The 24,059-nt window shown below is 33.6% G+C and carries 23 protein-coding genes; 16 read left to right on the top strand and 7 right to left on the bottom strand.

Translation table 11 applies throughout. The features are described from left to right. Nucleotides 1-50 precede the first annotated feature (50 nt). The 12 genes from ptsP (at nucleotide 51) to EW093_RS02485 (ending at nucleotide 14,951) form a co-directional block, all read left to right on the top strand. Entirely contained in the window at nucleotides 51-1,805 is a 1,755-nt protein-coding gene (gene ptsP, locus EW093_RS02540; protein ID WP_149566880.1) for a phosphoenolpyruvate--protein phosphotransferase, read from the top strand. Beyond that, nucleotides 1,783-3,120, top strand: a complete 1,338-nt coding sequence (der, locus tag EW093_RS02535) for a ribosome biogenesis GTPase Der (protein WP_149566879.1) — start codon at nucleotides 1,783-1,785, stop codon at nucleotides 3,118-3,120. The genes ptsP and der overlap by 23 nt, the downstream gene beginning before the upstream one ends. Next, nucleotides 3,121-4,383: a hypothetical protein gene (locus EW093_RS02530; RefSeq protein ID WP_149566878.1), complete on the top strand. Its 1,263-nt coding sequence runs from the start codon at nucleotides 3,121-3,123 to the stop codon at nucleotides 4,381-4,383. Nucleotides 4,384-4,402: 19 nt separating this feature from the next. Further along, a complete protein-coding gene (locus EW093_RS02525) occupies nucleotides 4,403-5,029 on the top strand; it encodes a MotA/TolQ/ExbB proton channel family protein (RefSeq protein WP_149566877.1) in 627 nt (208 codons plus the stop codon). After that, nucleotides 5,029-5,439, top strand: a complete 411-nt coding sequence (locus EW093_RS02520) for an ExbD/TolR family protein (RefSeq protein ID WP_149566876.1) — start codon at nucleotides 5,029-5,031, stop codon at nucleotides 5,437-5,439. The genes EW093_RS02525 and EW093_RS02520 overlap by 1 nt, the downstream gene beginning before the upstream one ends. A 2-nt stretch (nucleotides 5,440-5,441) precedes the next feature. Next, nucleotides 5,442-6,368 (top strand): energy transducer TonB, encoded by a 927-nt coding sequence (locus EW093_RS02515; RefSeq protein ID WP_149566875.1) that lies wholly within the window; start codon nucleotides 5,442-5,444, stop codon nucleotides 6,366-6,368. A gap of 103 nt (nucleotides 6,369-6,471) precedes the next feature. Further along, nucleotides 6,472-7,149 carry an HAD family hydrolase gene (locus tag EW093_RS02510; RefSeq protein WP_149566874.1) on the top strand — a complete coding sequence of 226 codons (678 nt, stop codon included), beginning with the start codon at nucleotides 6,472-6,474 and terminating at the stop codon, nucleotides 7,147-7,149. After that, complete coding sequence (locus tag EW093_RS02505; protein WP_149566873.1) at nucleotides 7,149-10,448, top strand: SpiroCoCo family coiled-coil protein; 3,300 nt, start codon at nucleotides 7,149-7,151, stop codon at nucleotides 10,446-10,448. Before EW093_RS02510 ends, EW093_RS02505 begins: the two co-directional genes overlap by 1 nt. 72 nt (nucleotides 10,449-10,520) lie before the next feature. Continuing rightward, the gene (grpE, locus tag EW093_RS02500) at nucleotides 10,521-11,123 is read left to right on the top strand and encodes a nucleotide exchange factor GrpE (RefSeq protein ID WP_149566872.1); all 603 of its coding nucleotides are present in this window, start codon (nucleotides 10,521-10,523) and stop codon (nucleotides 11,121-11,123) included. 44 nt (nucleotides 11,124-11,167) lie between these two features. After that, a complete protein-coding gene (dnaK, locus tag EW093_RS02495) occupies nucleotides 11,168-13,090 on the top strand; it encodes a molecular chaperone DnaK (RefSeq protein ID WP_149566871.1) in 1,923 nt (640 codons plus the stop codon). Nucleotides 13,091-13,104: 14 nt separating this feature from the next. After that, nucleotides 13,105-14,220, top strand: a complete 1,116-nt coding sequence (gene dnaJ, locus EW093_RS02490) for a molecular chaperone DnaJ (RefSeq protein WP_149566870.1) — start codon at nucleotides 13,105-13,107, stop codon at nucleotides 14,218-14,220. A gap of 47 nt (nucleotides 14,221-14,267) precedes the next feature. Then, the gene (locus tag EW093_RS02485) at nucleotides 14,268-14,951 is read left to right on the top strand and encodes an SIMPL domain-containing protein (RefSeq protein WP_149566869.1); all 684 of its coding nucleotides are present in this window, start codon (nucleotides 14,268-14,270) and stop codon (nucleotides 14,949-14,951) included. Here the strand turns inward: EW093_RS02485 and EW093_RS02480 are convergent. Further along, nucleotides 14,944-15,279 carry an FHA domain-containing protein gene (locus EW093_RS02480; protein ID WP_149566868.1) on the bottom strand — a complete coding sequence of 112 codons (336 nt, stop codon included), beginning with the start codon at nucleotides 15,277-15,279 and terminating at the stop codon, nucleotides 14,944-14,946. The genes EW093_RS02485 and EW093_RS02480 overlap by 8 nt on opposite strands. Nucleotides 15,280-15,375: 96 nt before the next feature. On the opposite strand from EW093_RS02480, the gene EW093_RS02475 reads away from it, so the two are divergent. Genes EW093_RS02475 through EW093_RS02465 form a run of 3 tightly spaced genes read left to right on the top strand, consistent with a single transcriptional unit; the run spans nucleotide 15,376 to nucleotide 16,864 of the window. Next, a complete protein-coding gene (locus EW093_RS02475) occupies nucleotides 15,376-15,813 on the top strand; it encodes a hypothetical protein (RefSeq protein WP_149566867.1) in 438 nt (145 codons plus the stop codon). Next, the gene (gene rlmB, locus EW093_RS02470; RefSeq protein ID WP_149566866.1) at nucleotides 15,803-16,534 is read left to right on the top strand and encodes a 23S rRNA (guanosine(2251)-2'-O)-methyltransferase RlmB; all 732 of its coding nucleotides are present in this window, start codon (nucleotides 15,803-15,805) and stop codon (nucleotides 16,532-16,534) included. Before EW093_RS02475 ends, rlmB begins: the two co-directional genes overlap by 11 nt. An 18-nt stretch (nucleotides 16,535-16,552) precedes the next feature. Then, on the top strand, nucleotides 16,553-16,864 hold the full coding sequence (locus EW093_RS02465) for an STAS domain-containing protein (RefSeq protein WP_149566865.1): 312 nt from the start codon (nucleotides 16,553-16,555) through the stop codon (nucleotides 16,862-16,864). A 70-nt stretch (nucleotides 16,865-16,934) separates the two neighbouring features. Here the strand turns inward: EW093_RS02465 and purD are convergent, their stop codons facing one another. From purD to EW093_RS02435, 6 genes are all read right to left on the bottom strand, one after another. Next, the gene (gene purD / locus EW093_RS02460) at nucleotides 16,935-18,176 is read right to left on the bottom strand and encodes a phosphoribosylamine--glycine ligase (protein WP_149566864.1); all 1,242 of its coding nucleotides are present in this window, start codon (nucleotides 18,174-18,176) and stop codon (nucleotides 16,935-16,937) included. 9 nt (nucleotides 18,177-18,185) lie between these two features. After that, nucleotides 18,186-18,758 (bottom strand): phosphoribosylglycinamide formyltransferase, encoded by a 573-nt coding sequence (gene purN, locus EW093_RS02455; RefSeq protein WP_149566863.1) that lies wholly within the window; start codon nucleotides 18,756-18,758, stop codon nucleotides 18,186-18,188. After that, nucleotides 18,758-19,711: a phosphoribosylformylglycinamidine cyclo-ligase gene (gene purM, locus EW093_RS02450; RefSeq protein ID WP_149566862.1), complete on the bottom strand. Its 954-nt coding sequence runs from the start codon at nucleotides 19,709-19,711 to the stop codon at nucleotides 18,758-18,760. The genes purN and purM overlap by 1 nt, the downstream gene beginning before the upstream one ends. 12 nt (nucleotides 19,712-19,723) lie before the next feature. Continuing rightward, nucleotides 19,724-21,121 carry an amidophosphoribosyltransferase gene (gene purF / locus EW093_RS02445; RefSeq protein WP_187759802.1) on the bottom strand — a complete coding sequence of 466 codons (1,398 nt, stop codon included), beginning with the start codon at nucleotides 21,119-21,121 and terminating at the stop codon, nucleotides 19,724-19,726. Between the two features lie 64 nt (nucleotides 21,122-21,185). Then, complete coding sequence (dusB, locus tag EW093_RS02440) at nucleotides 21,186-22,124, bottom strand: tRNA dihydrouridine synthase DusB (protein WP_187759801.1); 939 nt, start codon at nucleotides 22,122-22,124, stop codon at nucleotides 21,186-21,188. 36 nt (nucleotides 22,125-22,160) lie between these two features. Then, the gene (locus EW093_RS02435) at nucleotides 22,161-22,940 is read right to left on the bottom strand and encodes a TatD family hydrolase (protein ID WP_149566859.1); all 780 of its coding nucleotides are present in this window, start codon (nucleotides 22,938-22,940) and stop codon (nucleotides 22,161-22,163) included. Between the two features lie 142 nt (nucleotides 22,941-23,082). Between EW093_RS02435 and EW093_RS17790 the strand changes: the two genes are divergently transcribed. Further along, on the top strand, nucleotides 23,083-24,048 hold the full coding sequence (locus EW093_RS17790) for a M23 family metallopeptidase (protein WP_149566858.1): 966 nt from the start codon (nucleotides 23,083-23,085) through the stop codon (nucleotides 24,046-24,048). The last annotated feature ends 11 nt before the right edge of the window (nucleotides 24,049-24,059 follow it).

Here is a 24,059-nt window from a genome sequence, read left to right as displayed (position 1 = left end):
GTTTATAAAAAAAGTTGTTTTTTTTATAAAATATGAGTACATTTATATGTATGATAGTTTTAAAAGGTATATCAGCATCTCCAGGAATCGCAATAGGTAAGGTTTTACTCTATTTTGATGAGTCTGAAAGGGAAGCTGTTCCATCATATAAAATAGAGTTCCACGAAATTGAGAGTGAAAAACAACGATTAGAATTAGCTGTAGAGAGTGCAGTTGATGAACTTGTTGAGATTAAGACTAAAGCTGACGGTATTGTTAGAGCAGATGATGGTAGCTTTTTAGATGCCCATCTACTAATGTTAACAGATGTAGGTCTTCATGATAAAGTTCATAGAGAGGTTGAAGAGACTCTATTAAATGTAGAATCAGCACTCCTTAAAGTAAGTAATCAGATAATAGCCCAGATGAATGATTCATCTGATTCATATTTAAAAGAGAGAGCTTTAGATATCCAAGATGTTGCAAGGAGACTTCTATCCCATTTAATGTATAAGGAGAGAAAATCCCTAGAGCACTTAACAGAGGATGTTATATTAGTAACCAATAATCTACTTCCATCTGATGCTCTTGTTATGGATAAGGTTCATATTAAAGGTATCGCCTTAAATGGTGGTGGGAGAACCTCCCATACAGCTATTTTAGCAAGGAGTTTTGGTATACCTGCTGTTTTAGCCCTAGTATCTGTTACATCAAATACTCTAGATGGAAAATATATTATTGTAGATGGTTATACTGGAGAGGTTATAATTGATCCAGATAAAAAAACTATTGATCAGTATGAAATAAAAAAACGTGAATTCCAAAAGATGGAGAGTGAATTATTAACCATGAATCAGCTACCTGCTGAGACAAAGGATGGGAAACTAATTCATCTAAAGGCAAATATTGAGGTTAAAGAAGAGGTTGACTCTGTATTATCCCATGGTGCTGATGGAATAGGTCTTTTTAGAAGTGAGTTTCTGTTTTTTCGGTCAGGGGATATTCCTTCGGAAGAGGAGCAATTAGAAACATATAGTCAAATATTAGAGATGTTAAAGGGTAAACCAGTTACAATTAGGACCCTTGATGTTGGTGGGGATAAACTTATACCAAAAGTAACCGGTGGTTATGAAGAAAAAAATCCTCTATTAGGCTGGAGGGCTATAAGATTTGGTCTTCATGAAAAAAAATTATTAAAAGCACAGTTAAGAGCTTTGCTTAGATCATCTATTTTTGGTACATTAAGGATTATGTTTCCTATGGTCTCTGGAATTGAAGAACTTGATGCTGTTCTAGAAATTTTGAAAGAGGTAAAGGAAGAGTTAAGAGCGGAGAAGATTTCTTTTAAAGAGGATGTCCCAGTTGGAATTATGATTGAAGTACCTTCTGCCGCATTAACATCGGACATCTTAGCAAAGAAGGTTGATTTCTTTTCTATTGGTACCAATGACTTAATTCAGTATACAATAGCTATTGATAGGGGTAATGAAAAGGTTGCACATATGTATGAACCATTTCATTTAGGTGTCTTAAGGCTTGTAAAATTGGTTGTAGAGAATGCCCATAAAGAGGGTATTCCTGTAAGTATGTGTGGAGAGATGGCAGGTGATGCCCTAGCTTCTGTTATTCTATTAGGCCTAGGCTTAGATGAATTTAGTATGAGTTCATTTGGTATTCCTAGAATTAAAAAGATAATTAGGTCAGTCTCAATCTTAGAAGCACAAGAGTTAGTTGGAACTATAATGGAAATGAAATCCTTCAAAGATGTAGATAAATATACTACAGCATACATGGAGGAAAAATTTGGGATCAAATCTTTCAAATAAGATATTACCTAAAGTAGTCGTTGTTGGTAGACCTAATGTAGGTAAATCAACACTTTTTAATAGATTTTTACGGGAGAGAAAAGCAATAACTGACCCAACTCCCGGGGTAACTAGAGACCCAATTGAGGCCTCATGTATTATTGGTAATAGAGAGTTGTTACTTATTGATACTGGTGGGTTTAAGCTAGAAAGGGATGATGAGTTTGATGAATTAGTCTCTAAAAAAGCTGTACAAATGATCGGTGAGGGAGACCTTATTCTATTTCTTATGGATGTAATGGATGTTACCCCAGAAGATGAAGCTTTTATCGAACTTTTAAGACCCTACGAAGAGAAGGTTATTCTTGTAGCTAATAAGGTAGATACAGTTGAAAAAGAGAATGAGGTATGGAATTTATACTCCTACGGATTCTCTACAGTTTTAGGTATCTCGGCAGAACATAATAGAAATATCTATGATCTAGAAGATGCAATTACCTCAAGACTTGAGTTTGTTGATATTGAAGGAAAGGAGTTACACAACTCACCTGATATAAAAATAACAATTTTAGGTAAACCAAATGCAGGGAAGTCCACCCTGGCAAACGCATTAACAAAGAGTGGAAACTCCTTAGTATCCGATATTGCAGGTACTACACGGGATGTTGTTGAGGGACACTTTAAATATGAAGAGTATGATTTTCAAATTCTCGATACTGCCGGAATAAGAAGAAAGAGTAAGGTAAAAGAGGATGTGGAGTACTACTCCGTTAATAGGGCAATTAAAACCATTGCAGATGCGGATATTGTATACCTTTTAATTGATGTTGAAGAGGGTCTTACAGATCAGGATAAAAAAATTGCTTCACAAATAATTAAACACGGTAAAGGTGTTATTTTAGTTCTTAATAAATGGGATGTTATGAAGGAGCTTGGTAATGATTTTAACGCAGTTCAAGATAGAGTTAGGTTTTTATTCCCTGTTCTAGGATTTGCACCAATTTTAAATATTTCAGCCCTAAAAAAAAGGGGTTTTAGGGACCTTCTTAAAAAAACTGTAGAACTTTATAATGAGCTTGAAAAAAGGGTAGAAACAAACCACTTAAATGATGCTTTAGCAGAGTGGCAAGATTTCAATCCAGCTCCAATTGTTAAAGGTAAGGCTATAAAATGTCGATATTTAACCCAGGTATCAGTATCTCCATTAAAATTTGTTTTATTTGTTAATAGAGAGAAGAATTTTCCAGACTTCTATAAGAGATATATATTAAACCAGATAAGAAAGGAGTTTGGTTTTAAAAACGTACCTATAACTTTAGATCTTAAGGAAAGTTAAATGAAGGGATTTCTGTTTGGTATTTTTACACTAACATTTCTAACAACAGGTTTAGTTTCTCAAACTTTAAATAGAGAGTGGGAAATGTTAACTAATTCTGGTGTATATGAAAATTACGAAATTAGGGAAAAACACCGGGCCGTAATCCTATCAAAAACATTTGAAGCAGTTAATGCTCCAAAAAGAGTCTTTTCCCAAACTGAGTCTGATGTAAATGTTCGGTTTGAAGTTCGAAAGACAGCTGATGCATTTTATCTCATGTTTTTAAATGAGTTTGAAGGTAGATTTCCTGTTTGGAGTAGTGGCTCATATATCATAAAAAAGGATACGCTAACTGGAGAGTTTCTCCAGGCTAAAATTTTTATGTATAACGATGAAGAGAGCTTTATCAGAATATACCCAGAGTTTGGTAGAAGTCGCCTTGACTTTCATCTATTTGGTAAACAGATCTATAACGGAGTAATGATTCCACTTCCATTTGAGAAATTGATTCTACTACCTCTATCTAAAATTGTATCTTTAACTAAAAATAAAATTCCATGGGAAGATCTTTTTACGGATATCTCTTTTAGTGAATGGAAGGACGTAAAAGAGTTTTCCAACACTATACAAATAGAATCAAAAGATCTAGGGGATGCTGATGATGGGGCTATAAATACTAATGGAGAGTATGTTTATATTGAGACTCTAGAGCCCCAGGTTGGTGAGTCAGGATTGAACTGCTCTGGTTTTAGTAAGTGGACTGTTGATAATTTATACCAAAAAATAACAGGTTCAATTCTACCAATAGAGCCTCTTAAGAAAAAACTGTATAATCTAAGGGGTAATAGTTGGTCAAATAGAGCAGAAGAAGCTCGTGATCCATACTTTGGTTTAGACTGGACCCGTAATTTAGCTTTTTATTACAGAAAAGCCCTATATCCTAAACAGGATATATCCCTATTAAGTTGTGATATAAACTACACACCATATTTTTCTTATAAAGAGAATGTTGGTTATGAAATCGATGAGATTCCTGCTGTACTATTTCTTGCAGCAATTAAAAATCCTGGTCGAATATATCTAGGTTCAGTAAACACTCCTTTTGGAGATACAAACATATTAAGACAGCATGTTCATGTTGTTGTTCTTTTCCCTTATTTTGATACAAATGGTAAGTTTGTTATTGATGTTGTTGAAAGACAAACCGTAACTGGTATAGACTCATTAAAGAGAAGATATAAGGGTGAATTTATGCACCTGGTACATGTTGAATTAAATTAAATAAACCAAGGAGATTTTAATGATATCAATATTAATAAATGGTGGGCCAATTTTATGGATAATAATGGTTCTATTCTTTTTAGCAGCAATAATTATTGTAGAGAGAATTTTATTCTTTAAAAAGATTCGTGTAGATGAAGAGAGACTTTTCTCTAGGGTTCAGTCCGCAATAGAGAAGAAACACTATGATGAGGCACTCTCTATTTGTGATACAAATGAGTCTCCACTATCATCATTAATGAAATCTGGGATTAATCATAGGCATTTCCCTAAGCATACTCAAAAAGAGATACTCCAGGAGAAGGCAAATCTAGAGGTCCCTGCATTGGAAAAACACCTATCATCCTTGGGAACAATATCACACATCTCTCCACTATTAGGTCTTTTAGGAACTGTAACAGGAAATATCTCATCATTTGGATTATTAGGTGGATCTGTTTCAGTAAGTGATCCAGGTCTATTAGCTACTGGAATTTCCCAAGCCTTAGTTACTACTGCAGCAGGGCTGATTGTAGCTATTCCAGCTGTTATATTTTATAATTTTTTAGTATCTAAAGTGGATCTTATATTAATAAGAATGGAAAATCAGGTAAATGATATGATACTGCTTTTAAACAAGGATGATATTGTAAACGAGGACGTATAATGAAGATCAGAAGAAGGTTAAAAAGAACAGCCGTTGCAGATATGACTCCAATGATCGATATTATTTTTCAGCTAGTAATCTTTTTTATGATATCTAGTGTATTTAATACAGCTCCTGGTATTGATATAGAGTTACCCCAGGGAGAGAGTGTCCAAACAATGGAGATAACACCCCTGGTGGTTACAATTACTGGTACAGAAGATATTTATTTAAATAAAAATCTAATTCCCTTTAATAGTTTAAAAGAGGCTCTACAAGATTATAAAGAGAGTATTGATGATAAAACTACAAACGTTGTTTTAAAAGGGGATAAGGATGTCTCCTATGGAACTTTTGTTCAGGTAATGGGTGTTCTTCGTTCTACAGGATATAGTCAAATAAATATGATTACAGATACAAAACAGGATTGATTGTGAATAGATATCGAGAGAAAAAAGAGAGAGAGAGGGTTCTTTTAAGTACACTATATGTTTTTGGTTCTACACTACTGGTCTTTCTTTTTCTTTTCCTATTTGATCTATTAAAATTTGAGGATTTTAATGAGTATACAGGACCAGTTAAAATTACATTTGGTTCTCCACTATCTGAAATAGATGTGATCCCAGAGAAACAACCCACTCCTGAAAAAATTGAAGAGCAACCGGTAGAAGAGGAGAAAATTCCAGAGGAGATCTTAGAAGAAATAGAATCTGAAGTTATAGAGTCTAAATCTGAGGAGATCTTAAATGATAAACCAAAAATAGAAGAGACTAAAGAAGTTGAGCCTATTAAAAAAGGTATAAAGGAACCGGTTAAGGTTAGTGAACCTGTAGTTCAAAAGGGCAGGGAGAGTGGTAACTCCCACGAAACTTCATTTCAAAGTGACTCTAGTAAAATAAGTAGAAGTGGATACTTTCCAATATATCAATATATGCCTCTACCTAAATCTATTACCCTTGATATCTACTCCTTTATTAGTGGGGATGTTACTGGTTTTGGGGATAAAGAGTATAATAGGAATTTTTTCAATAGATATTATCAAGATAGAGGTAGTTTCTTTTCATTAAGTATAGATGTTCCTATGGAGAATAGACCTGATATGTGGGCAATATTAGAGGCTGCAGGTTATAAGGTTGAAAGTGCTGAATATAAACTGGATAATAGCCTAAAGCCAGTAATAATTGCCTTTGAAATAAATAAAAACTCCAATGGAATGAATGCTATTAAAAGTGCAGAGATTGTCTCCTCTAGTGGTGTTTCTGAAGTAGATGAGGCTGTACTATACGGATTTAAACAGAGTACTTACTCTAACAATACTGATGAAAGTGTTAAAGGTCGTTTTAAATACTCTTTTAAGTAAGTATGGTTTTATATACTTATAGTTATCTTTAATGAAGTAAATAGATTTTTAAATAAGAAAAGTAAACTTGCAAGCTTAAAAAAATTAAGGTATCTTTATCTATATGAATATAAAAGCTGTAATTTTTGATATAGATGGAACTTTTTATCCAAACTGGCGAATGAATTTAATGACATTTCCTGTTGTTTTAAGAAATATAAGGCTTTTTTCTGCCTTTGCAACTGTTAGAAAAGAGTTAAGATTAATGCCTGATAAACATGTGGATAATTTTTATGAAATACAGGCAGACTTAACTGCTAAAAAACTTGGACTTCCAGTAGATCAGGTTATGAAAAAGATAGAAAGTGATATCTATACAGAGTGGACTGCATCCCTTAAAAGGGTTAAACCCTTTGATAATGTACGAAACGTTATTGTAGAATTACAAAATAGGGGATTTAAGACAGCATGTCTTTCTGACTTTCCTATTCTAGATAAATTAAAATATTTCGGTTTAGATGATCTTTTTGAAAATAGTGCTTATACCTGCGAAGCTTGTGGTCATCTTAAACCTCATCCTGATGCATATAGTTATGTTATGGAAAAAGTAGGTGTCAAACCAGAAGAAATACTGTATGTTGGTAATAGCTACCAATATGATATTCTTGGCTCAAAAAAAGCTGGTATGTATGCTGCACATATATCTAAAAAAGAGATTGATGGTGATGTTAAAGCAGATTTTACATTTAAAAATTATTATGAGTTTATTTCAAAGTTTGATAATTTAATTAAGGGAGTTTAATGGAGATGCTTTCAGTCCTGGGAAACCTAATAGTTTTAGGTATTGTCAGTGTAGTATTAGTACTATTTAGGAAAACAGATAAAAATAGCAAATCTCTTGAACAGGTAAAAAAATACGCTTCAAAACGTAACGAAGAGTTTGATCTCTATGTTGAAGAGCGTATATCAAATCTTAAAGATCTCTCTATATCTCTAGAAGTTCAGGAAAAAACTGGGGCTGTAATACTAAATAGAATTGCTGGAGAAGTTGATCAACTCTCAGAAAAAATTGAACGAATAGAAGAGTTAAATAAAAAGGTTGTTGGGTATAATTCAACAATGGATAAAATGTTGAATCTTTCTAAGGAGCTTGATGAGAGGTATAGTGGGTTAAAAAAGGACTCTCTATTTCTAGAGCAGGTTGATAAAAAGGTTCGGGATAGTAAAAAGAAATTAGGGTTAATTGAGAAGAGTATCGATGATATAGCTACTGAGTTTATAGAGAACAATAATCGATCTATAAATAAGTTAAAAGATAGTATCTATTTACAATCTAAGGAGCTTACAGAAGAGCTTGGGGAAAGAATTAATAAGAGTTCCCTCTATTTGGATGATATAGACTCAAAGGTTAATGAGCTAAGTAACAACTACAATACAACAGCTAAATTAAGCTACGATACTTTTAAAGAGGATTTAAATAAGCTGTTAGAAAATCATAGAAACACTGTTCTTAAAATTACACAGGATGGTGAAGATTTAGAAAATTCATCATTTACAGAAATAAAAAATAAAATAGATCAAAGAAGTTCTACATTAGTTCAACTACTTGAGAATAAACTATTAGCTATAGAAGAAGAGAATAAGAGTAAAATAAGTCAGTTATCCATGGATATGGGGAATGTAGAGCTTATAGCTAACAATATAAAAGAGGAAAACAAACAAAGGCTAGACTCAATTAAAGACCAAATAGATAAACAATTAGGGCTAATTAAAGAGTTAAACTCTGTAGGTGTAAAAGAGCTTCAGGAAGAATTTAAAATTAATTTTAATGAGTTTAGAAGTATTTCTATTTCTGAAATTGAGAAAACAAAGAGAGAGAGTGAAACACTTTTAACTGATATAAACGATAAACTTACAAATGTTAAAGAGTATAGAGATGAGGTTGTTAATAATATCTCATCAGTAGAAGAGTATGTAGAAGGTGAGCTATCTGAAATAAAAGATAGAGTTGATAGTAGTGTTTATGATGTTACAAGAAGTATTCAAGATAAAGAAAATGAGATTAGGAAAGCAGCAACAGATAAAATTGCTTCATCTATTGAGTCATATAAGAAAGATGTTGAGTTAAAGTTAGGTGATCTAGTAAGTGTTAAGAGTGAAATAGAGTCTACTAAAGAGAGTCTATATGACAGTATCTTAGGCATAAAAGATGATGTTAAGTTAGAATTTAAAGAGCTAAATAGTAATATTTTAGAAAAGAAAACTAGTATTTTCTCTGAACTAGATAATATAAAAGAGGATGTCTCTAAGCAGTCTAAAGAGAATGAGGCCCTATTAAATAATGAAAAAGAGAGTATGCTTAGAAGTTTAGAGAGCCTTAAGCAAAATAATGATAAATTAAAAGAAGATCTAATTAGTAATGAAAAAGAGATAAGGGAACAAGTTAAACTACAAAGGGATAGACTTATATCCAGTGTAGATGCTGATTTAACTAGTAAACTAGATGAGATTAGAAGTGAATTTTTAGACAAAATAAATACCTTTACAGATTTTGACGAAGAGATAAATAGTGCTAAAGAGAAATTAGAGGCACATATGAAACAGATTCACGGTGCTCTAGAAAAAGATATTGATCAGTTCCATGAAAAACTAAATCAAAAAATGGACGATGAAAAATCCGTACTAAATCTATTTACCGAAGAGTTTAATAGGGATAAGGTCGAGCTGGAGTTAGAAATAAATAAACTTAAAGAGCGATCATTTACAAATATATCAGAGAAGTTGGACCTCTTTGAGGATGAGTACTTTGCTAAACTTAGAGAGAGGGAGTCTTTAATTGATGTTGAAACTGATTCATGGCGTAATAAATTAGGTGACTCTATCAATGTTTTAAAGGATGAAACTACAACCTCTATCTTAGAGAATATGGAACAGGTTAATACTAGGGTTAATAGTTTTAAAGATGAGCTAGAAGGTGATTTTAAAGGGTTTAAATTACAGTTTAGCGAAAGGATAGAGTCTCTTATTGCTAGTTTACAAAGCAGAGAAAGTGAGGTCCTTAATGATTCTAACGAGTTTAAATCCAGAGTTGAAGGTGACTTACAAGAGGTTAAAGATCAGTTAAATCTAATAGTAAGTGAAGTAAATAGTAAAACTAACCAATTAAAAGATACTCTAAGCAGTATATCAGAAGAACAAGATAAGTATATTTCAGAAACTGAGATTTTCAGTAGAACCGATAAGTTAAAAAGTGATTTAGAGAGATCCATTGATATACTAAGTCAAAAGTTAAAAGAGACAGACGAGAAGAGTGACTTTGTTGATTTAACCAATGATAAATTAGAGGTTTTAAGGCCACTTTTAGACCAAATTAATGGGGATATCGATAATATTGAAAATAAGAGAGCTAAAATCGATTCCCTAGAGAATAGAGTTAATAAGGTCCTAGACCTATCGAATAGTGTTGATGATAAACTTAAGAGAATAAAAGAGTCTGAAGGATATATTGGGGAGATTCAATTAAAACTAAGGGAACTTAAAGAGTTAGAGGATAGTGTAAGCTTAGAGTTTAATAGACTTGAAAATAAAGAGGCTATCCTAGAAGAGACAAATAAGGCAATAGATAGTGGCTTCTCCCATGTTCAGATAATAGAGAATAAGTTAGAACTTCTTAGAGATAATATAACTCCTTTTAATAATCAAATTGATAACTTTAAAGAGAAGTTAATAAAAGTTGAAGAGAGGGAGAAGTCGATAAACAAGGCTATAGATACACTCACCATCCTAGACTCTGCAATAGTTGATATGGATAATAAGATAGAGAAGATGGATAAGGCTAGGGAGTGGATAGCTGGTGTTGAAACTAGATTAAATGAGAGTGTTAGGGTTGCAGATGAGCAGGTAAAACTTATGGGAGCATTGGCACAAAATAAAAATGATAGCAGTAGTAAAAAATCGGATACAAGTGCTCCAAATATGAATATGAGGGATATGGTAATTAAATTAGCCCATAATGGTTGGAAGCCAGAAGATATTGCTAGAACTACAAAATTAAGTAGAGGTGAAGTTGAACTTATTTTAGAATTATCTCCACGAAAATAATAAAAATTAAAAACAGTATAAAAAAAATCATATACTCTTGACGAATTCATTTTAGGTTAGTATTTTATTTTCATGAATGAAGATAAGGATAAAGAAGAGATCTTAGAAGAAGAATCTAAGACTCCTCAGGTTGAAGACCAGGAAGTTGAAACAGGAGAAACTGAAGAGGAAACTTCAGATGAAACTCCAATGGATGAATTAGCTTTTAAAGATGCAAGAATTAAAGAATTAGAAGAGAGTGTAGAAGAGCATAAAGCTAATTATTTAAGAAAACACGCTGATTTTGAGAATTTCAGGAGGAGAATGCTTAAGGAGAAGAGTGATTCTATTAAGCATGCCAATGAGTCCTTAATCACTGATTTAATTGAAGTTGTAGATAACTTTGATAGAGCATTATTATCTGCAAATGACAACGAAGATTTCAACTCTTTTAAAGAGGGTATTGAAATGATAGAGAAGCAGTTTAAAGGAATGTTAAGCTCCAACTGGGGGCTTTCAAGAATAGAATCTGTTGGTAAAGAGTTTGATCCTCAAATACATGAAGCTATGTTTATGGAAGATTCTGCAGATGTTGAAGTTCCAACAGTTTGTGAAGAATTTCAATCTGGATACAAGTTACATGACAAAGTATTAAGAGCACCAAAAGTTAAGGTTCAAAAACCAATAGACCAATAGTTTACCTATTGGAAATAATTAGAAGGAATAAGGAGAAATACAAAATGGGAAAAATAATTGGAATTGATTTAGGTACTACAAACTCTTGTGTATCAGTTATGGACGAATCAGGAAAACCGGTAGTAATTCAGAATGCTGAAGGACAAAGAACTACTCCTTCTATTGTAGGATATACAAAGGGTGAAAGATTAGTAGGACAACCTGCTAAGAACCAGATGGTTACAAATCCAAAAAATACAATCTTCTCAGCGAAGAGATTTATGGGTAGAGCTTACTCTGAGGTTACTGAAGAGTTAAGCATGATCCCTTATACTGTTACATCAGGAAGTGGAGACCAGGTTAAGATTGATGTAGATGATAAACACTTAACTCCTCCAGAGATTTCTGCTGCAATTTTACAAAAAATGAAAGAGACTGCAGAGGACTATTTAGGTGAGCCTGTAACAGAAGCTGTTGTTACTGTTCCAGCTTATTTTAATGATGCACAAAGACAAGCAACTAAAGACGCAGGTAGAATTGCTGGTTTAGATGTTAAAAGAATTGTAAACGAACCAACAGCAGCTGCACTATCCTACGGTTTTGGAAAGAACCAAGATAAAGAAGAGATTGTTGCAGTTTATGACTTAGGTGGTGGTACTTTTGATGTTTCTATTCTTGAACTAGCTGATGGGGTTTTTGAAGTAAAATCTACAAATGGTGATACTCACTTAGGTGGAGATAACTTTGACCATGAGATAATTGATTGGTTAGTAAAAGAGTTTAAGAACGATCAAGGAGTTGATCTGTCTAAGGATACTATGGCACTTCAAAGATTAAAAGAAGCTGCAGAGAAGGCTAAAAAAGAGTTATCTTCTTCCCAATCTACAGAGATAAACCTTCCTTTTATTACAGCTGATGCAACAGGACCAAAACATTTACAGTATAACTTAACAAGATCTAAATTTGATCAAATGACTGAGGCTTTAGTTCAAAGAAGTAAAATCCCATGTGAGAAAGCTTTAAAAGATGCAGGACTTACAGCAGCAGATATAGATGAAGTTTTATTAGTAGGAGGTTCTACAAGAATCCCTGCAGTACAAGAGTTAGTTAAAAAGATTTTCCAAAAAGAGCCAAATAAAGGTGTAAACCCTGATGAAGTTGTAGCAATGGGTGCTGCTATTCAAGGTGGAGTTTTAGGTGGAAAAGTTGATGATATTATTCTTTTAGATGTTACACCTCTATCCCTAGGTTTAGAGACTTTAGGTGGTGTTATGACTAAACTAATAGAGAGAAATACTACTATACCTACTAAAAAGTCCCAGGTGTTCTCTACAGCTGCAGATAATCAGACTGCTGTATCAATTATGGTTCTACAGGGTGAGCGAGAGATGGCTAAGGATAACAGACTTTTAGGTAAGTTTGACTTAGTAGATATTCCAGCTGCACCTAGAGGTGTTCCTCAAATCGAAGTAACTTTTGATATTGATGCAAATGGTATTGTTCATGTAAGTGCTAAAGATTTAGGTACAGGGAAAGAGCAAAAAATCAGAATTGAGTCTTCTTCAGGTTTAAGTGATTCAGAGATTGATCAAATGGTTAAGGATGCTGAGATGAATGCTGAAGCAGATAAAGCTGCTAAAGAGAAAGTTGAAATTAGAAATAATGCTGACTCTCTTGTATTCCAAACAGAAAAATCTTTAAAAGAGTATGGAGATAAGATTTCTGCAGATGATAAAACAGCCATTGAAAAAGCAATTGAAGATGTTAAAGAAGCCCTTAAAGGTGATAATTTAGAAGAGATTAAAAGTAAAACTGAAGCTTTAACTACAGCTGCTCATAAACTTGCAGAAGAGATGTATAAGCAAGAGGGAGCTGGTGGAGCATCAGAGCCACAGGAAGTAGATCCTACTCAAGGAAATGATTCTGCTGGTAACGAGCCAAAACAAGCTAAGGATGCAGAAGATGCAGACTTTGAAGTTGTAGACTAATAAGAGGTAATAGGTTGTCTAAAAGAGATTATTATGAGGTTTTAGGTGTAGATAAATCTGCATCTAGTCCAGAAATAAAAAAAGCATACAGAAAATTGGCTATTAAGTACCATCCAGATAAAAATGCAGGTGATGCAACTGCTGAGGCTAAGTTTAAAGAGGCTACAGAGGCATACGAAGTTTTATCTGATGATCAGAAAAAACAGGCCTATGACCAATATGGTTTTGCTGGTGTTGATGGAATGGGTGGTCCAGGATTTAATGCAAATGCTTTCCATGGTTTCGAGGATATCTTTGGTGGTGGATTCGAAACAATCTTTGATTCCTTTTTTGGCGGAGGTGGCCAAAGAAGGAGTCGTGGGCGACAACAGCAAAAGGGTAGTGATTTAAGATACGACTTAAGAATAACTTTCTTTGAATCTGTTTTTGGTACTAAAAAAGAGATTAAGTATAGAAAGGATACTCCATGTGAGACCTGTGATGGTACTGGAGCTAAGTCTGGATCGAATAAAAAAACCTGTGGTACCTGTGGTGGACAGGGGCAAGTTAGAAGAAATAGTGGTTTCTTCTCTGTTGCTCAAGCTTGTCCTACATGTGGTGGCGAAGGTACAATTATTGAAAATCCATGCGAATCATGTCATGGTCGGGGTATTCAAGAGAAGGCTCAGAAGTTAAATGTAACTATTCCTGCTGGTATATCCCATGGAAAGAGAATAAGACTTGGAGATCAAGGTGATGCAGCTCCAAAAGGTGGAGTACCTGGAGACTTATATGTATATATAAGCGTAGAGTCCCATGGAACTTTTGAAAGGGATGGACATGACCTCTATTGTGCTCTTCCAATTAGCATAACACAAGCTGCTTTAGGTTGTGAACTGTTTGTTAAAACCTTGGATGATAAAAAGATAAAGTTAAAAGTTAGTCCAGGAACCCAAAGTGGTAGACTTTTAAGGATTAAAGGTGAGGGTGTTTATCACCTAAATACTACTAGACGTGGTGATATGTATGTTAAATTAATTGTAAACATACCTACTAAATTGTCTTCCAAAGATAAGAGTTTGCTAAAAGATCTCTCTGAATCTATGGGTGAAAATAGTTCACCTGATCCAATACCACTACACACATTATAATACAAAGTCGCTTAGGCGGCTTTTTTTTATTAAACAAGGAGTTTTTTATGAAGAGGTTGTTGTTAGTACTATTAAGTTTTACAAGTATAGCTTTTGCAGATGATGTTCTACGAACTATAAATGTTATAGGTCGTGGTTCTATGGTTATAAAGCCAGATACTGTTGTTATATCTACTGGAGTTGATAGTGGAGATCCTGTTATTGGGGTTGCATTAGAAGAGAATAATAAAATTATGACTGGAATTACCCAGGGCTTAGCTGATCTTGGTATTGAGAGTGATGATATAGAGACTAACAACTATAATGTATATCTTTATAGGCCATATAACGATGATGATAAAAACAAAGAGGAGTATCGTGTTTCTAACTCAATTACAATTAATATTAAGAAGTTAGAGCTAGTTGATACTGTTATAGATACCATAATAACTCTTGGAGCTAATAAGATTAATGGAATATACTTCACCTTTGAGAATTCTGATATTTATGAAAATAATCTAAGAGAGAAAGCTATTAAAGATGCCAGAGAAAAAGCTGAGTTTTTAGCGTCCCTTGAAGGCATGAAGGTAAAGAGAGTTATCTCAATAGCAGAAGAGGGGATAGCTATACAAAATCCAATAACTAATTATGCATATAGTATGGCAGAATCTAGACCTAAAGGACCAATTTCATCTGGAGTTGAAGAGATAAAAAGATCCTTTAATGTTCTATATGAGATTGTACCTAAGTAATTTTTAATTCACTTTTTCCAATATTAATAACCGAACCAGGCTGAAGTTTTTTCTCTTGGTTTGGTAGAATTGGATTCTTATTGACATATGTAGAGTTCGTACTTCCTAGGTCTCTAATGTAATAAGTCCCCATTTTTTCCTCAATAATCGCATGCCTTCTTGATACAAGAGGATCATCTAATACTATAGTATTATTTCTATCCCTTCCTATTGTAATAGTTCTTCCTAAAGTCATAGAATTATTCTGCCATTTTAAATTTAAAGACTTCTTTTTCTCTCTACTATTTTTATCTGCGACCTTGCTTCTTTTATAAATTGTTTCATCCATGTAGATATTATAGCAATAAAGTACTAAAATTTGTAGTAGTTGTTTTATAAGACTTTAGCTAATATAATGAGTTGTCGATAAATAACTGAGGAATTTATGTTTAATAAAATAATTTTACTTATCTTCACCTTATCTGTTAGTTCAGTCTTGTTTGCTGATTACTCATTAGATTCCAATAGTGATGGCATATTGGATATCTGGGTTGAAGAGTTAGAGGATAATAGCATTATAATATCGTCTGATACTAACTTTGATGGTAATGTTGATAAAAAACTTGCAATGAATGGGGCAAAACTGACTCTATATGAAGAAACTGATTATAACCTTGATGGTATAATGGATAATTTCTATTTTTATGAAGATGGATTTGTAGTTAGGCAAGAAGTTGACTCTAATTATGATCTAAAAATTGATATATGGGTTTATATAACAAATGATGGTAAGTCTATTTCAAGTTATGAAAAAGATCTAGATTTTGATGGGGTAGTCGACAAAGTTAAAGAGTTCGAGGTATATAAAGAAGATGGCAAATAATTTAACAGATTTTCATGGATGTGAAGAGATTTTAAAAAAGGGTGAAGTAGAGGGAGTTTTATACCTCTCTAAACAGAGTAAAAGAGCTATGATATTAAAGAAAATGGCTCAAGTAAAGGAGATCCCTGTAAAAAATATATCTATTGAAGAGATGGATAAGATGGCTTCTGATGGTCATAGAGGCTATTTATTAAAAGTTAAAAACAAACAGAGTAGAGCGAAAAGGGAAGTTGTAACACTTGAGTCATTCCTTGAGACCTTTGATAAAGATAATGGAATGGTTGTTATCCTTGATGGAATTACAGACCCCCACAATTATGGGGCTATACTAAGGTCCTGCGATCAATTTAGTTCTGATTTGGTAATTATTCCTTCTAGAAGAACAGCTAGTGAAACACCTGTAGTTACTAGAGTCTCGGCTGGGGCTGTTAATTATGTTGATGTTGCTGTTGTGACAAATATAAGTAGAGTTATTAAGCAGTTAAAAAATATCGGTTTCTGGATATATGGAGCAGATATGGGAGGAACATCCTGTCAGGAGTTAGACTTAAAAGGCCGTGTAGCTATAGTTATGGGATCAGAGGGGAGTGGTATGCATCAGAAGGTAAAAGAGAGTTGTGATGGAATTGTTTCTATACCTACAACAGGTAATGTAGACTCATTAAATGTATCTGTAGCAGCTGGTATATTAATGTATGAAGTTAAAAGACAACAGAGTTAATCTTAAAGGATAATATTAATGGGAATTGAAATTATTAAAAAAGAGAATGAAGCAGAAATTATTGTCTCTGAGACATCCTTAATTGGTCTATCAGTGGAAAATCTAAAAAAAGATGCCTTAGAACTTATTGAAGATGGTTTTAAAACATTAACTATTAATTTAGAAAAAACAAATTACATTGATAGTTCTGGAATTGGAAAACTACTTTTTATTAACAAGAAGGCTATAAGTAAAGGTACTCTTTTAAGAATTAATAGGATATCACCAACTCTATTAGACTTTTTTGAATCATTATCGATTGATAAAATAATTCCTATATTAAAAAAATAGCCCGGTTTTACCGGGCTTTAAACTATCTGATATTATTTGTAACTATAATAATTGTTTGTAATAATAGGAATTACTTAAAGAACTTTCTAGCAATATCTTTTCTATACCAAGAACCAGGAAAACTTACCTTTTTAACAACTTTATATGCATTTTCACATGCATCTAATGTATTCTCTCCAGTAGATACAGCTGTAAAACATCGCCCTCCGTTAGTATAAATATCATCACTTTTAAGGTAGGTTGAAGCATGGAATATATAACCTTCTTTTTCAGTTAAATTATGAACTTCAGCTTTTAAATCTTTTGTATAACTTCCCGGATACCCCTTTGCTGCTACAGTAATACATACAGCTGATTTATTTGAGAGTCTAATATTGTAATCATCTAAGCTCTCTTCAGTTATTGCATCCATTATATTACAAAAGTCAGACTCAATAGTTGGGAATATGATTTGAGCCTCAGGATCCCCAAAACGCACGTTATACTCAAGTACTTTAGGCCCCTCTTCGGATATCATTAATCCGATATAAATAACTCCCTTATAGTTTAAAGAGTCTCTATTTAATCCGTTTATAGTTGGAATAACAGCTTCTTCTTCAATCCGTTGCATTAATTTACTATCAACCCAAGGAACAGGTGTTATTGCACCCATACCACCAGTGTTAGGACCCTTATCCCCATCATAAGCTTTTTTGTGATCTGTACAAGGTTGTAAGATTTTATAGTTTTTACCGTCTGATAATACAAATATCGAAACCTCAAACCCTTCCAAAAACTCTTCAACCACAACTTTATCATTATTTAAAGCTTCAAGACCAAAAGCTAGCATTTCATCCTTATCTTCTGACTCTAAAACACCCTTACCAGCAGCTAAACCACTTTTTTTAACAACAACTTTTTTATTTAAATTTTGTATAAATTTTGTGTAATCTTCTTTATTTGAGAATTCATCATAATCAGCAGTGGGTATATTATTTCTTTTCATAAAAGCTTTAGAAAAAGATTTACTAGACTCTAGTTGTGCCGCTTCTCTCCCTGGACCAAAACAGTTAATACCGTTTTTTCTTAGGTCATCAGCAAGTCCATTTGCAAGGGGGATTTCTGGGCCAATAAATACAAAGTTAATCTTATTTGCCTTTACCGTATCGATTACAGATTGACTATTCATAACATCAATATCGATGTTTTTTGCAATCTCATCTGTACCAGCATTACCCGGAGCTACAAAGAGACCGGATATTCTTTTACTCTTACTAAATTTCCATGTAGCAGCATGCTCTCTAGCACCTGAACCAATAACTAAAACTCTCAACTTATTCTCCTAAATGGCTTTATTAAAATTATCAAGTTTCTTGATAAGAATTTGCGGATATACTCTATGCTCTAATCTATGAATTTTCTCTTCAGCACTCTCCAGGGTTTCACCATCACATCTAGTAAATGATTCTTGGTATATTATCGGACCTGTATCCATCCCTTGATCAACATAGTGAATTGTAACTCCTAGTTCAATATCTCCAGAGTTAAAACTATCTTCAATTCCATGGGAACCTGGATACTTAGGAAGTAGTGATGGGTGAATATTTATAACTCTATTCTTCCACTTATTAGTAAAGAGAGGGGAAAGTATTCTCATAAAACCAGCTAGGGCTACTAAATCTACTTTTTGGCTATTTAAAATACTATCAATCTCTTTTTCAGCCTCGGATTTATCCCTATTATAGTAGGTTACATAGAATACTTTTATTCCTAATTTTTTTGCTCTCTCCATTACAAAAGCACTCTTCCTATCACAAATTAAACAAGAAACATTGTGATGAGATTTTTTAATAACTTCACTAATAGCTTGAAAATTACTACCACTTCCTGAAGCTAAAATTGCTAAATTAGACATTACCCTACAATACCAGCTTTAAAAACATCAATATTACACTTTTTAGCAAAGTTTGAAAAAGATTTCTCATTCTCTTTTTTAATAACCAGTACCATACCAATACCCATATTAAAAACCTTTCTCATCTCATCTTCACTAATATTACCATTTTTCTGTATTGTAAAAAATATTTCAGGAACTTCCCAATCCCATGTAAGTTCTGGTTTTAGTTCCTTTGGTAGAGCTCGTACTATGTTTCCTTCAAGACCACCACCTGTTATATGGGCAGCTGATATTATCATCTCCGATTTAAGTAACTCTTCAAGCTCTTTTACATATATTTTAGTTGGAGTTAATAGTTTCTCCATATTTTCTCTATCATTAATATCAATTGTCTTTCTTGCTAATGATAAGCCGTTAGAGTGTACACCAACAGAAGCCATTCCAAAAAGAATATCACCCTTTTCAACTCGATCTAATTGGGGTAACATTTGGCTCTTCTCTACAATCCCTACACTAAATCCTGCTAGGTCAAACTCATTGTCCGAGTACATATCAGGCATCTCTGCTGTCTCTCCACCGGCTAAGGTACAACCAGCTTGTTCACACCCTTCAACAACACCTTTAATAACTTCTTTGAGAACATCCTCATTTAATTTACCACAACCAATGTAGTCTAAAAAAACTAAGGGTGATGCACCACAAACTATTAGATCATTTACACACATAGCTACTAAATCGATACCTAATGTATCAAATTTTTGAAGTTGCTGTGCTACCATTAGTTTAGTTCCTACACCATCTGTGCAAGAGAGTAAAACGGGTTTTTTGTATTTCTCTACATCTAGTTCAATTCCGCCAGCAAATCCTCCAATACTATTGGATACTGCCTTAGACTTTATGTTTCCTATAAAAGAGGCAAATCTATCACCTTTTTCTATATCAACACCTGCTTCCGAGTAGGTTAATCCCATCTTCTAACTCCTTTATTTATCTTTACCGGTTTTTGGTTCTACCGGGTAATCATTATTAAAACAAGCGTAACAAAAATCTTCAGACTTATCAAAACAAGTTTTTAATTTGTCCACAGGAAGAAACTTTACACTATCTGCACCAATGTGCTTTGCAATTTCTTCAGGTGTTTTTGTTGTTGAAATTAACTCTTCCTTTGTAGGTACATCAATTCCGTAATAACATGGACCATTTATCTCTGGAGCAGATAGTCTTACATGAACTTCCTTCGCTCCAGCGGATCTTAATAGCTTAACAATTATAGAACTTGTAGTTCCTCTAACTAAAGAGTCATCAACTAATACAATTCTTTTATCCTTTACAATCTCTTTTACAGGATGTAGCTTCATCTTAACTGCTAATTCACGTTTTTTCTGTGTAGGAAGAATAAAGGATCTACCGGTATAGTGGTTTCTAGTTAAACCTAGTTCATAGGATAGTCCAGACTCTTTAGCGTAACCAAGTGCAGCGGTGTTTCCAGAGTCGGGAACACTCATAACAAGGTCAAAATTTTCAATTTCATCTCCATCTTGTTGAGCTAGTACTCTACCCATTTGAAGTCTAGATGCATAAACAGATGTATCGAATATTTGTGAGTCAGGCCTTGCAAAATATATTAGTTCAAAGGAACATTGAGCTTTTCTTTTAGCCGTAGCAAATATTTCACTTTGAATCCCATTACTGTTTACAACAATAAGTTCACCAGGCTCTACTGACCTATAATCAGTAATATCTAAAATATCTAATGCACATGACTCAGAGGCACATACTGTAAAACCGTCTTTTTGACCTATATATAGGGGTCGAAAACCCATAGGATCTCTCATAATGTATAGATTATCTTCTCTAACCATCACCATACTAAAAGCACCCTCTAGATAACAAAGAGTCTCTTTAAGGGCTTTGTAAAAGGTATCCTGCATTGAGTGAGCTATAAGGTGTAATACTAGTTCAGAATCTGTTGTACAGCCAAATATAGCACCTTTTTCTGTTAACTTACTCTTTAAGAAGTCAGAGTTTGAAAAATTACCATTATGGGCAATGGAGATATCACCTTTATTACAGGACGCCTGTATCGGTTGAACATTTTCAACTTGGTTTCCACCTGTTGTAGAGTATCTAACATGGCCAATACCAACTGTTGATTTTCTATCTTCTTCAAGGTATCTACCAAGGACATCAGAAACCATACCTAAATCCTTGTAGGTTACAAGCTTTCCGTTATTCAAATAGGAAATCCCAGCTCCTTCTTGACCTCTATGCTGTAATGAAAATAGAGGGAAAAAGAGATCTTGTGGTATATTTCTCTCTGATAAAGAGTGTATACCAACGATTCCACAGTAATGTTTAATTTTATCTATACTATTATTCACACATAAAGATATATCATTTTAAAAATGTTCAAGTCAATTGATTAATGTATTTAAGTTTCTATTACTAGAGTAAACTCTGAAAAACAGTCTCATATTCTTCTAAAGTACTACATCTAACCAATTTATCCCGTGTCTCCTTTGCTCCAGGAAAACCCTTTGTATAGGAACATAGGTGCTTTTTTATCTCTTTTAAGGCAACATCTTCTCCGTAGAACTCAACAGAAAGTTTTAAGTGTTTAAAGGCTATTTCCATCTTATCTGTTAAGGTTGGTTGGGTCTTTATCTCCCCTGTGGTAAGAAGCTCTATTGTTTGGGCAAATAGAAATGGATTTCCAAATATTCCCCTTGCAAACATTACTCCATCACAATTTGTCTCTTCTAACATTCTTTTTGCATCATATGGTGTATAAAGATCCCCAGAGCCTATAACAGGTACATCTACCATGGATTTAAGCTCTTTTATATAATCCCAATTTGCAAAACCTGAGTACCCTTGACTTCTTGTTCGAGGATGAAGAGATACCATGGATGCCCCACCTAATATCCCTTCATTAGCACATTCTAGGAAATTTATACTCTCATGGGTAAAACCTGACCTTATTTTTATTGAGACAGGGATATCTGTCTCATTACATATTGCCCTAACTATTTCATTAATCTTTTTAGGCGTTTTCATAAGATCGCTACCAGATCCTGATTTTAAAATTTTAGGTACGGGACATCCACAATTTAAATCTATTATTGAAGGGTTAAATTTAAGTACACTCTTAATTGATTTAGCCGCTGAGTCTGGATTTCCTGTAAAAATCTGAATAGCTGTATGTTTCTCATTATTAGCAGGTTCCATAAGTTGTAGGGTTTTTGGATTATCCCTAATTATCGCTTCACAGGATACCATTTCTGAAAAATTTAGTACTGAGCCAAAATCAGTGCAAATCTGCCTAAATGGTCTATCTGAATATCCAGCAGTTGGAGCTAGAAAAATATTACCTTCTAACTCCAAATCCTTTACCTTTATTTTTTGTATAGTTGAGCTGGTCTACTCATTGATATTAAATAATTCCAAAGTGTTTTTGTAGATTGTATCTGCAAATTCTGTTACATCCATCTCCCTTAATTCTGCTAAAAACTCAACAGTAGCTGGAAGGTAGAATGGCATATTTCTTTTACCCTTGTGGGCGCTTGAAACCATAAATGGACTCTCTGTCTCTACAACCATACGCTCTAGCGGCATATTGTATGCTGTCTCTTGTAGAGTCCTAGCATTTCTATAAGTTACATTACCTGCAAATGATATGTATAAGTTATCATGATTGTTAAGTACTTTTTGTGCAAACTTCCAATCCTCTGAGTAGCAGTGTAACACTCCTCCTCTTCTTGGGAGTTTATCTTTTAAGATATCTAAAATGTCAACACCAGCTTCCCGGTTATGTATAACAACAGGAAGATCTAAATGATCCGCAATCTCTAACTGTCTAATAAAAAGATCTATTTGAGAATTTTTATCACCAAATTTTCTATAATAATCTAGACCCGTTTCCCCAACTGCCACTACTCGTTTTAGTGCAGCTCTCTCTTCAATTTTCCTCTCCCAATCTTTTCCTGGGTGAATCACTTCCGATGGAGATACTCCAACAGCATGATACACTGCGGATTCAGAAATGAGATTATTGTAAACATTATCAAAATCAATAAGATTGTTACAAATACTAAGCATCTTACTAATTTTTTGCTGTTTACTTTTTTGTATTACCATTAGTTGCTCCATTGGATCATCATTAATTAGACCAATGTGCACATGTGAATCAAAATGTTTCATAAAAATATAATAGTCATTTAATCTTTAAGTAGTCAATAAATAAAAAAAATATAATACCCTAAGGGCTCTATGCTTGCCTTAAATGCTATTGTAATGATACATTTATACATAATTGTTTTAAAATTGGTTGGATTAAATATATATGAAAAAAAACAGTGTTGATTATGTTACAACAGCGGATAGTGGGGCTTTTGACAAGTTTAAGGGGTTTTTTAAAAAAAGAATAACCTTAATGTTGATACCCCATAGTGAAAAGAAGGTTTTTAATGTTCAGGTCTCACTCTTTTCTATAATTGGGGTGATTACTCTATTTGTGGCTCTTTTGTTCTCTTTTTTTATTTTATCTTCAGGTTACTCAGGTAGTCTTAGGGTTATAGATGATAGGGATGGAAGAATTATCCAGGCTGAGGCTGATCTTTATAGAACATCTGAAGCGGTAGAGAAATTAAATGAAGGTGCTGAGAAATTTAAGCAGGCTATAAATAGGACACTACAAACTGTAAATATTAATAATAGTGGTGTAGATGGAGTAACTGGGCGAGGTGGAGATTTAAATAATCTTTTAAATATACAGGAGTCAGACGCATCATCTTCTAGTGATGTTAAAACTATTGATAGTGTAACTGCCCTATTAAATAATTCTATACCCCAACTTGAAGAGCTTACTGATCAAATGGAAAAAAAGGTTGGACACTTTGTTGATATGCCTTCTATACTACCATTAAAAAATGTTATAGGTCGGTTTACCCTTAGTTTTGGACCCCAAAAAGAGCCATTTACAGGTAAGTGGTATCTCCATAGAGGTCTTGATATAGCTTATAGTAGAGGAACCCAGATCGTTGCAACTGCAAATGGAAAGGTCGAAGTTGTAGAGTATCAACCTAGTGGATATGGAAACTCAATAGTTATAAGTCATAAGTGGTCCTATAATACTAGATATGCCCATTTAGACAAGGTTTTAGTCTCTAAAGGGCAGTGGGTTAAACAGGGGGATGTTATTGGACTAATGGGTAGTACAGGGCGTTCAACAGGACCACATTTACACTATGAGGTTCGTATTGGGCCAACATATGTAAATCCAGCTGACTATATAGGAAGCTCAAACTAAATTAGATAATA

The organism is Thiospirochaeta perfilievii (assembly GCF_008329945.1).
In the GTDB taxonomy this organism is placed as follows: Bacteria; Spirochaetota; Spirochaetia; order DSM-2461; family DSM-2461; genus Thiospirochaeta; species Thiospirochaeta perfilievii.
Note: the sequence above shows the minus strand (reverse complement) of the source record. Positions and strands in the feature narration are given on the sequence as shown.

Excerpts from the sequence above, each read along its gene's own strand:
- EW093_RS02510 (WP_149566874.1), top strand. The coding sequence starts at position 6,472 with ATGAATATAAAAGCTGTAATTTTTGATATAGATGGAACTTTTTATCCA.
- purM (WP_149566862.1), bottom strand. The coding sequence starts at position 19,711 with ATGGGATTAACCTACTCGGAAGCAGGTGTTGATATAGAAAAAGGTGAT.
- EW093_RS02525 (WP_149566877.1), top strand. The coding sequence starts at position 4,403 with ATGATATCAATATTAATAAATGGTGGGCCAATTTTATGGATAATAATG.
- grpE (WP_149566872.1), top strand. The coding sequence starts at position 10,521 with ATGAATGAAGATAAGGATAAAGAAGAGATCTTAGAAGAAGAATCTAAG.
- purN (WP_149566863.1), bottom strand. The coding sequence starts at position 18,758 with ATGTCTAATTTAGCAATTTTAGCTTCAGGAAGTGGTAGTAATTTTCAA.
- EW093_RS02465 (WP_149566865.1), top strand. The coding sequence starts at position 16,553 with ATGGGAATTGAAATTATTAAAAAAGAGAATGAAGCAGAAATTATTGTC.
- EW093_RS02530 (WP_149566878.1), top strand. The coding sequence starts at position 3,121 with ATGAAGGGATTTCTGTTTGGTATTTTTACACTAACATTTCTAACAACA.
- EW093_RS02505 (WP_149566873.1), top strand. The coding sequence starts at position 7,149 with ATGGAGATGCTTTCAGTCCTGGGAAACCTAATAGTTTTAGGTATTGTC.
- dnaK (WP_149566871.1), top strand. The coding sequence starts at position 11,168 with ATGGGAAAAATAATTGGAATTGATTTAGGTACTACAAACTCTTGTGTA.
- EW093_RS17790 (WP_149566858.1), top strand. The coding sequence starts at position 23,083 with ATGAAAAAAAACAGTGTTGATTATGTTACAACAGCGGATAGTGGGGCT.
- EW093_RS02520 (WP_149566876.1), top strand. The coding sequence starts at position 5,029 with ATGAAGATCAGAAGAAGGTTAAAAAGAACAGCCGTTGCAGATATGACT.
- EW093_RS02485 (WP_149566869.1), top strand. The coding sequence starts at position 14,268 with ATGAAGAGGTTGTTGTTAGTACTATTAAGTTTTACAAGTATAGCTTTT.
- EW093_RS02435 (WP_149566859.1), bottom strand. The coding sequence starts at position 22,940 with ATGAAACATTTTGATTCACATGTGCACATTGGTCTAATTAATGATGAT.
- rlmB (WP_149566866.1), top strand. The coding sequence starts at position 15,803 with ATGGCAAATAATTTAACAGATTTTCATGGATGTGAAGAGATTTTAAAA.
- EW093_RS02480 (WP_149566868.1), bottom strand. The coding sequence starts at position 15,279 with ATGGATGAAACAATTTATAAAAGAAGCAAGGTCGCAGATAAAAATAGT.
- ptsP (WP_149566880.1), top strand. The coding sequence starts at position 51 with ATGATAGTTTTAAAAGGTATATCAGCATCTCCAGGAATCGCAATAGGT.
- EW093_RS02475 (WP_149566867.1), top strand. The coding sequence starts at position 15,376 with ATGTTTAATAAAATAATTTTACTTATCTTCACCTTATCTGTTAGTTCA.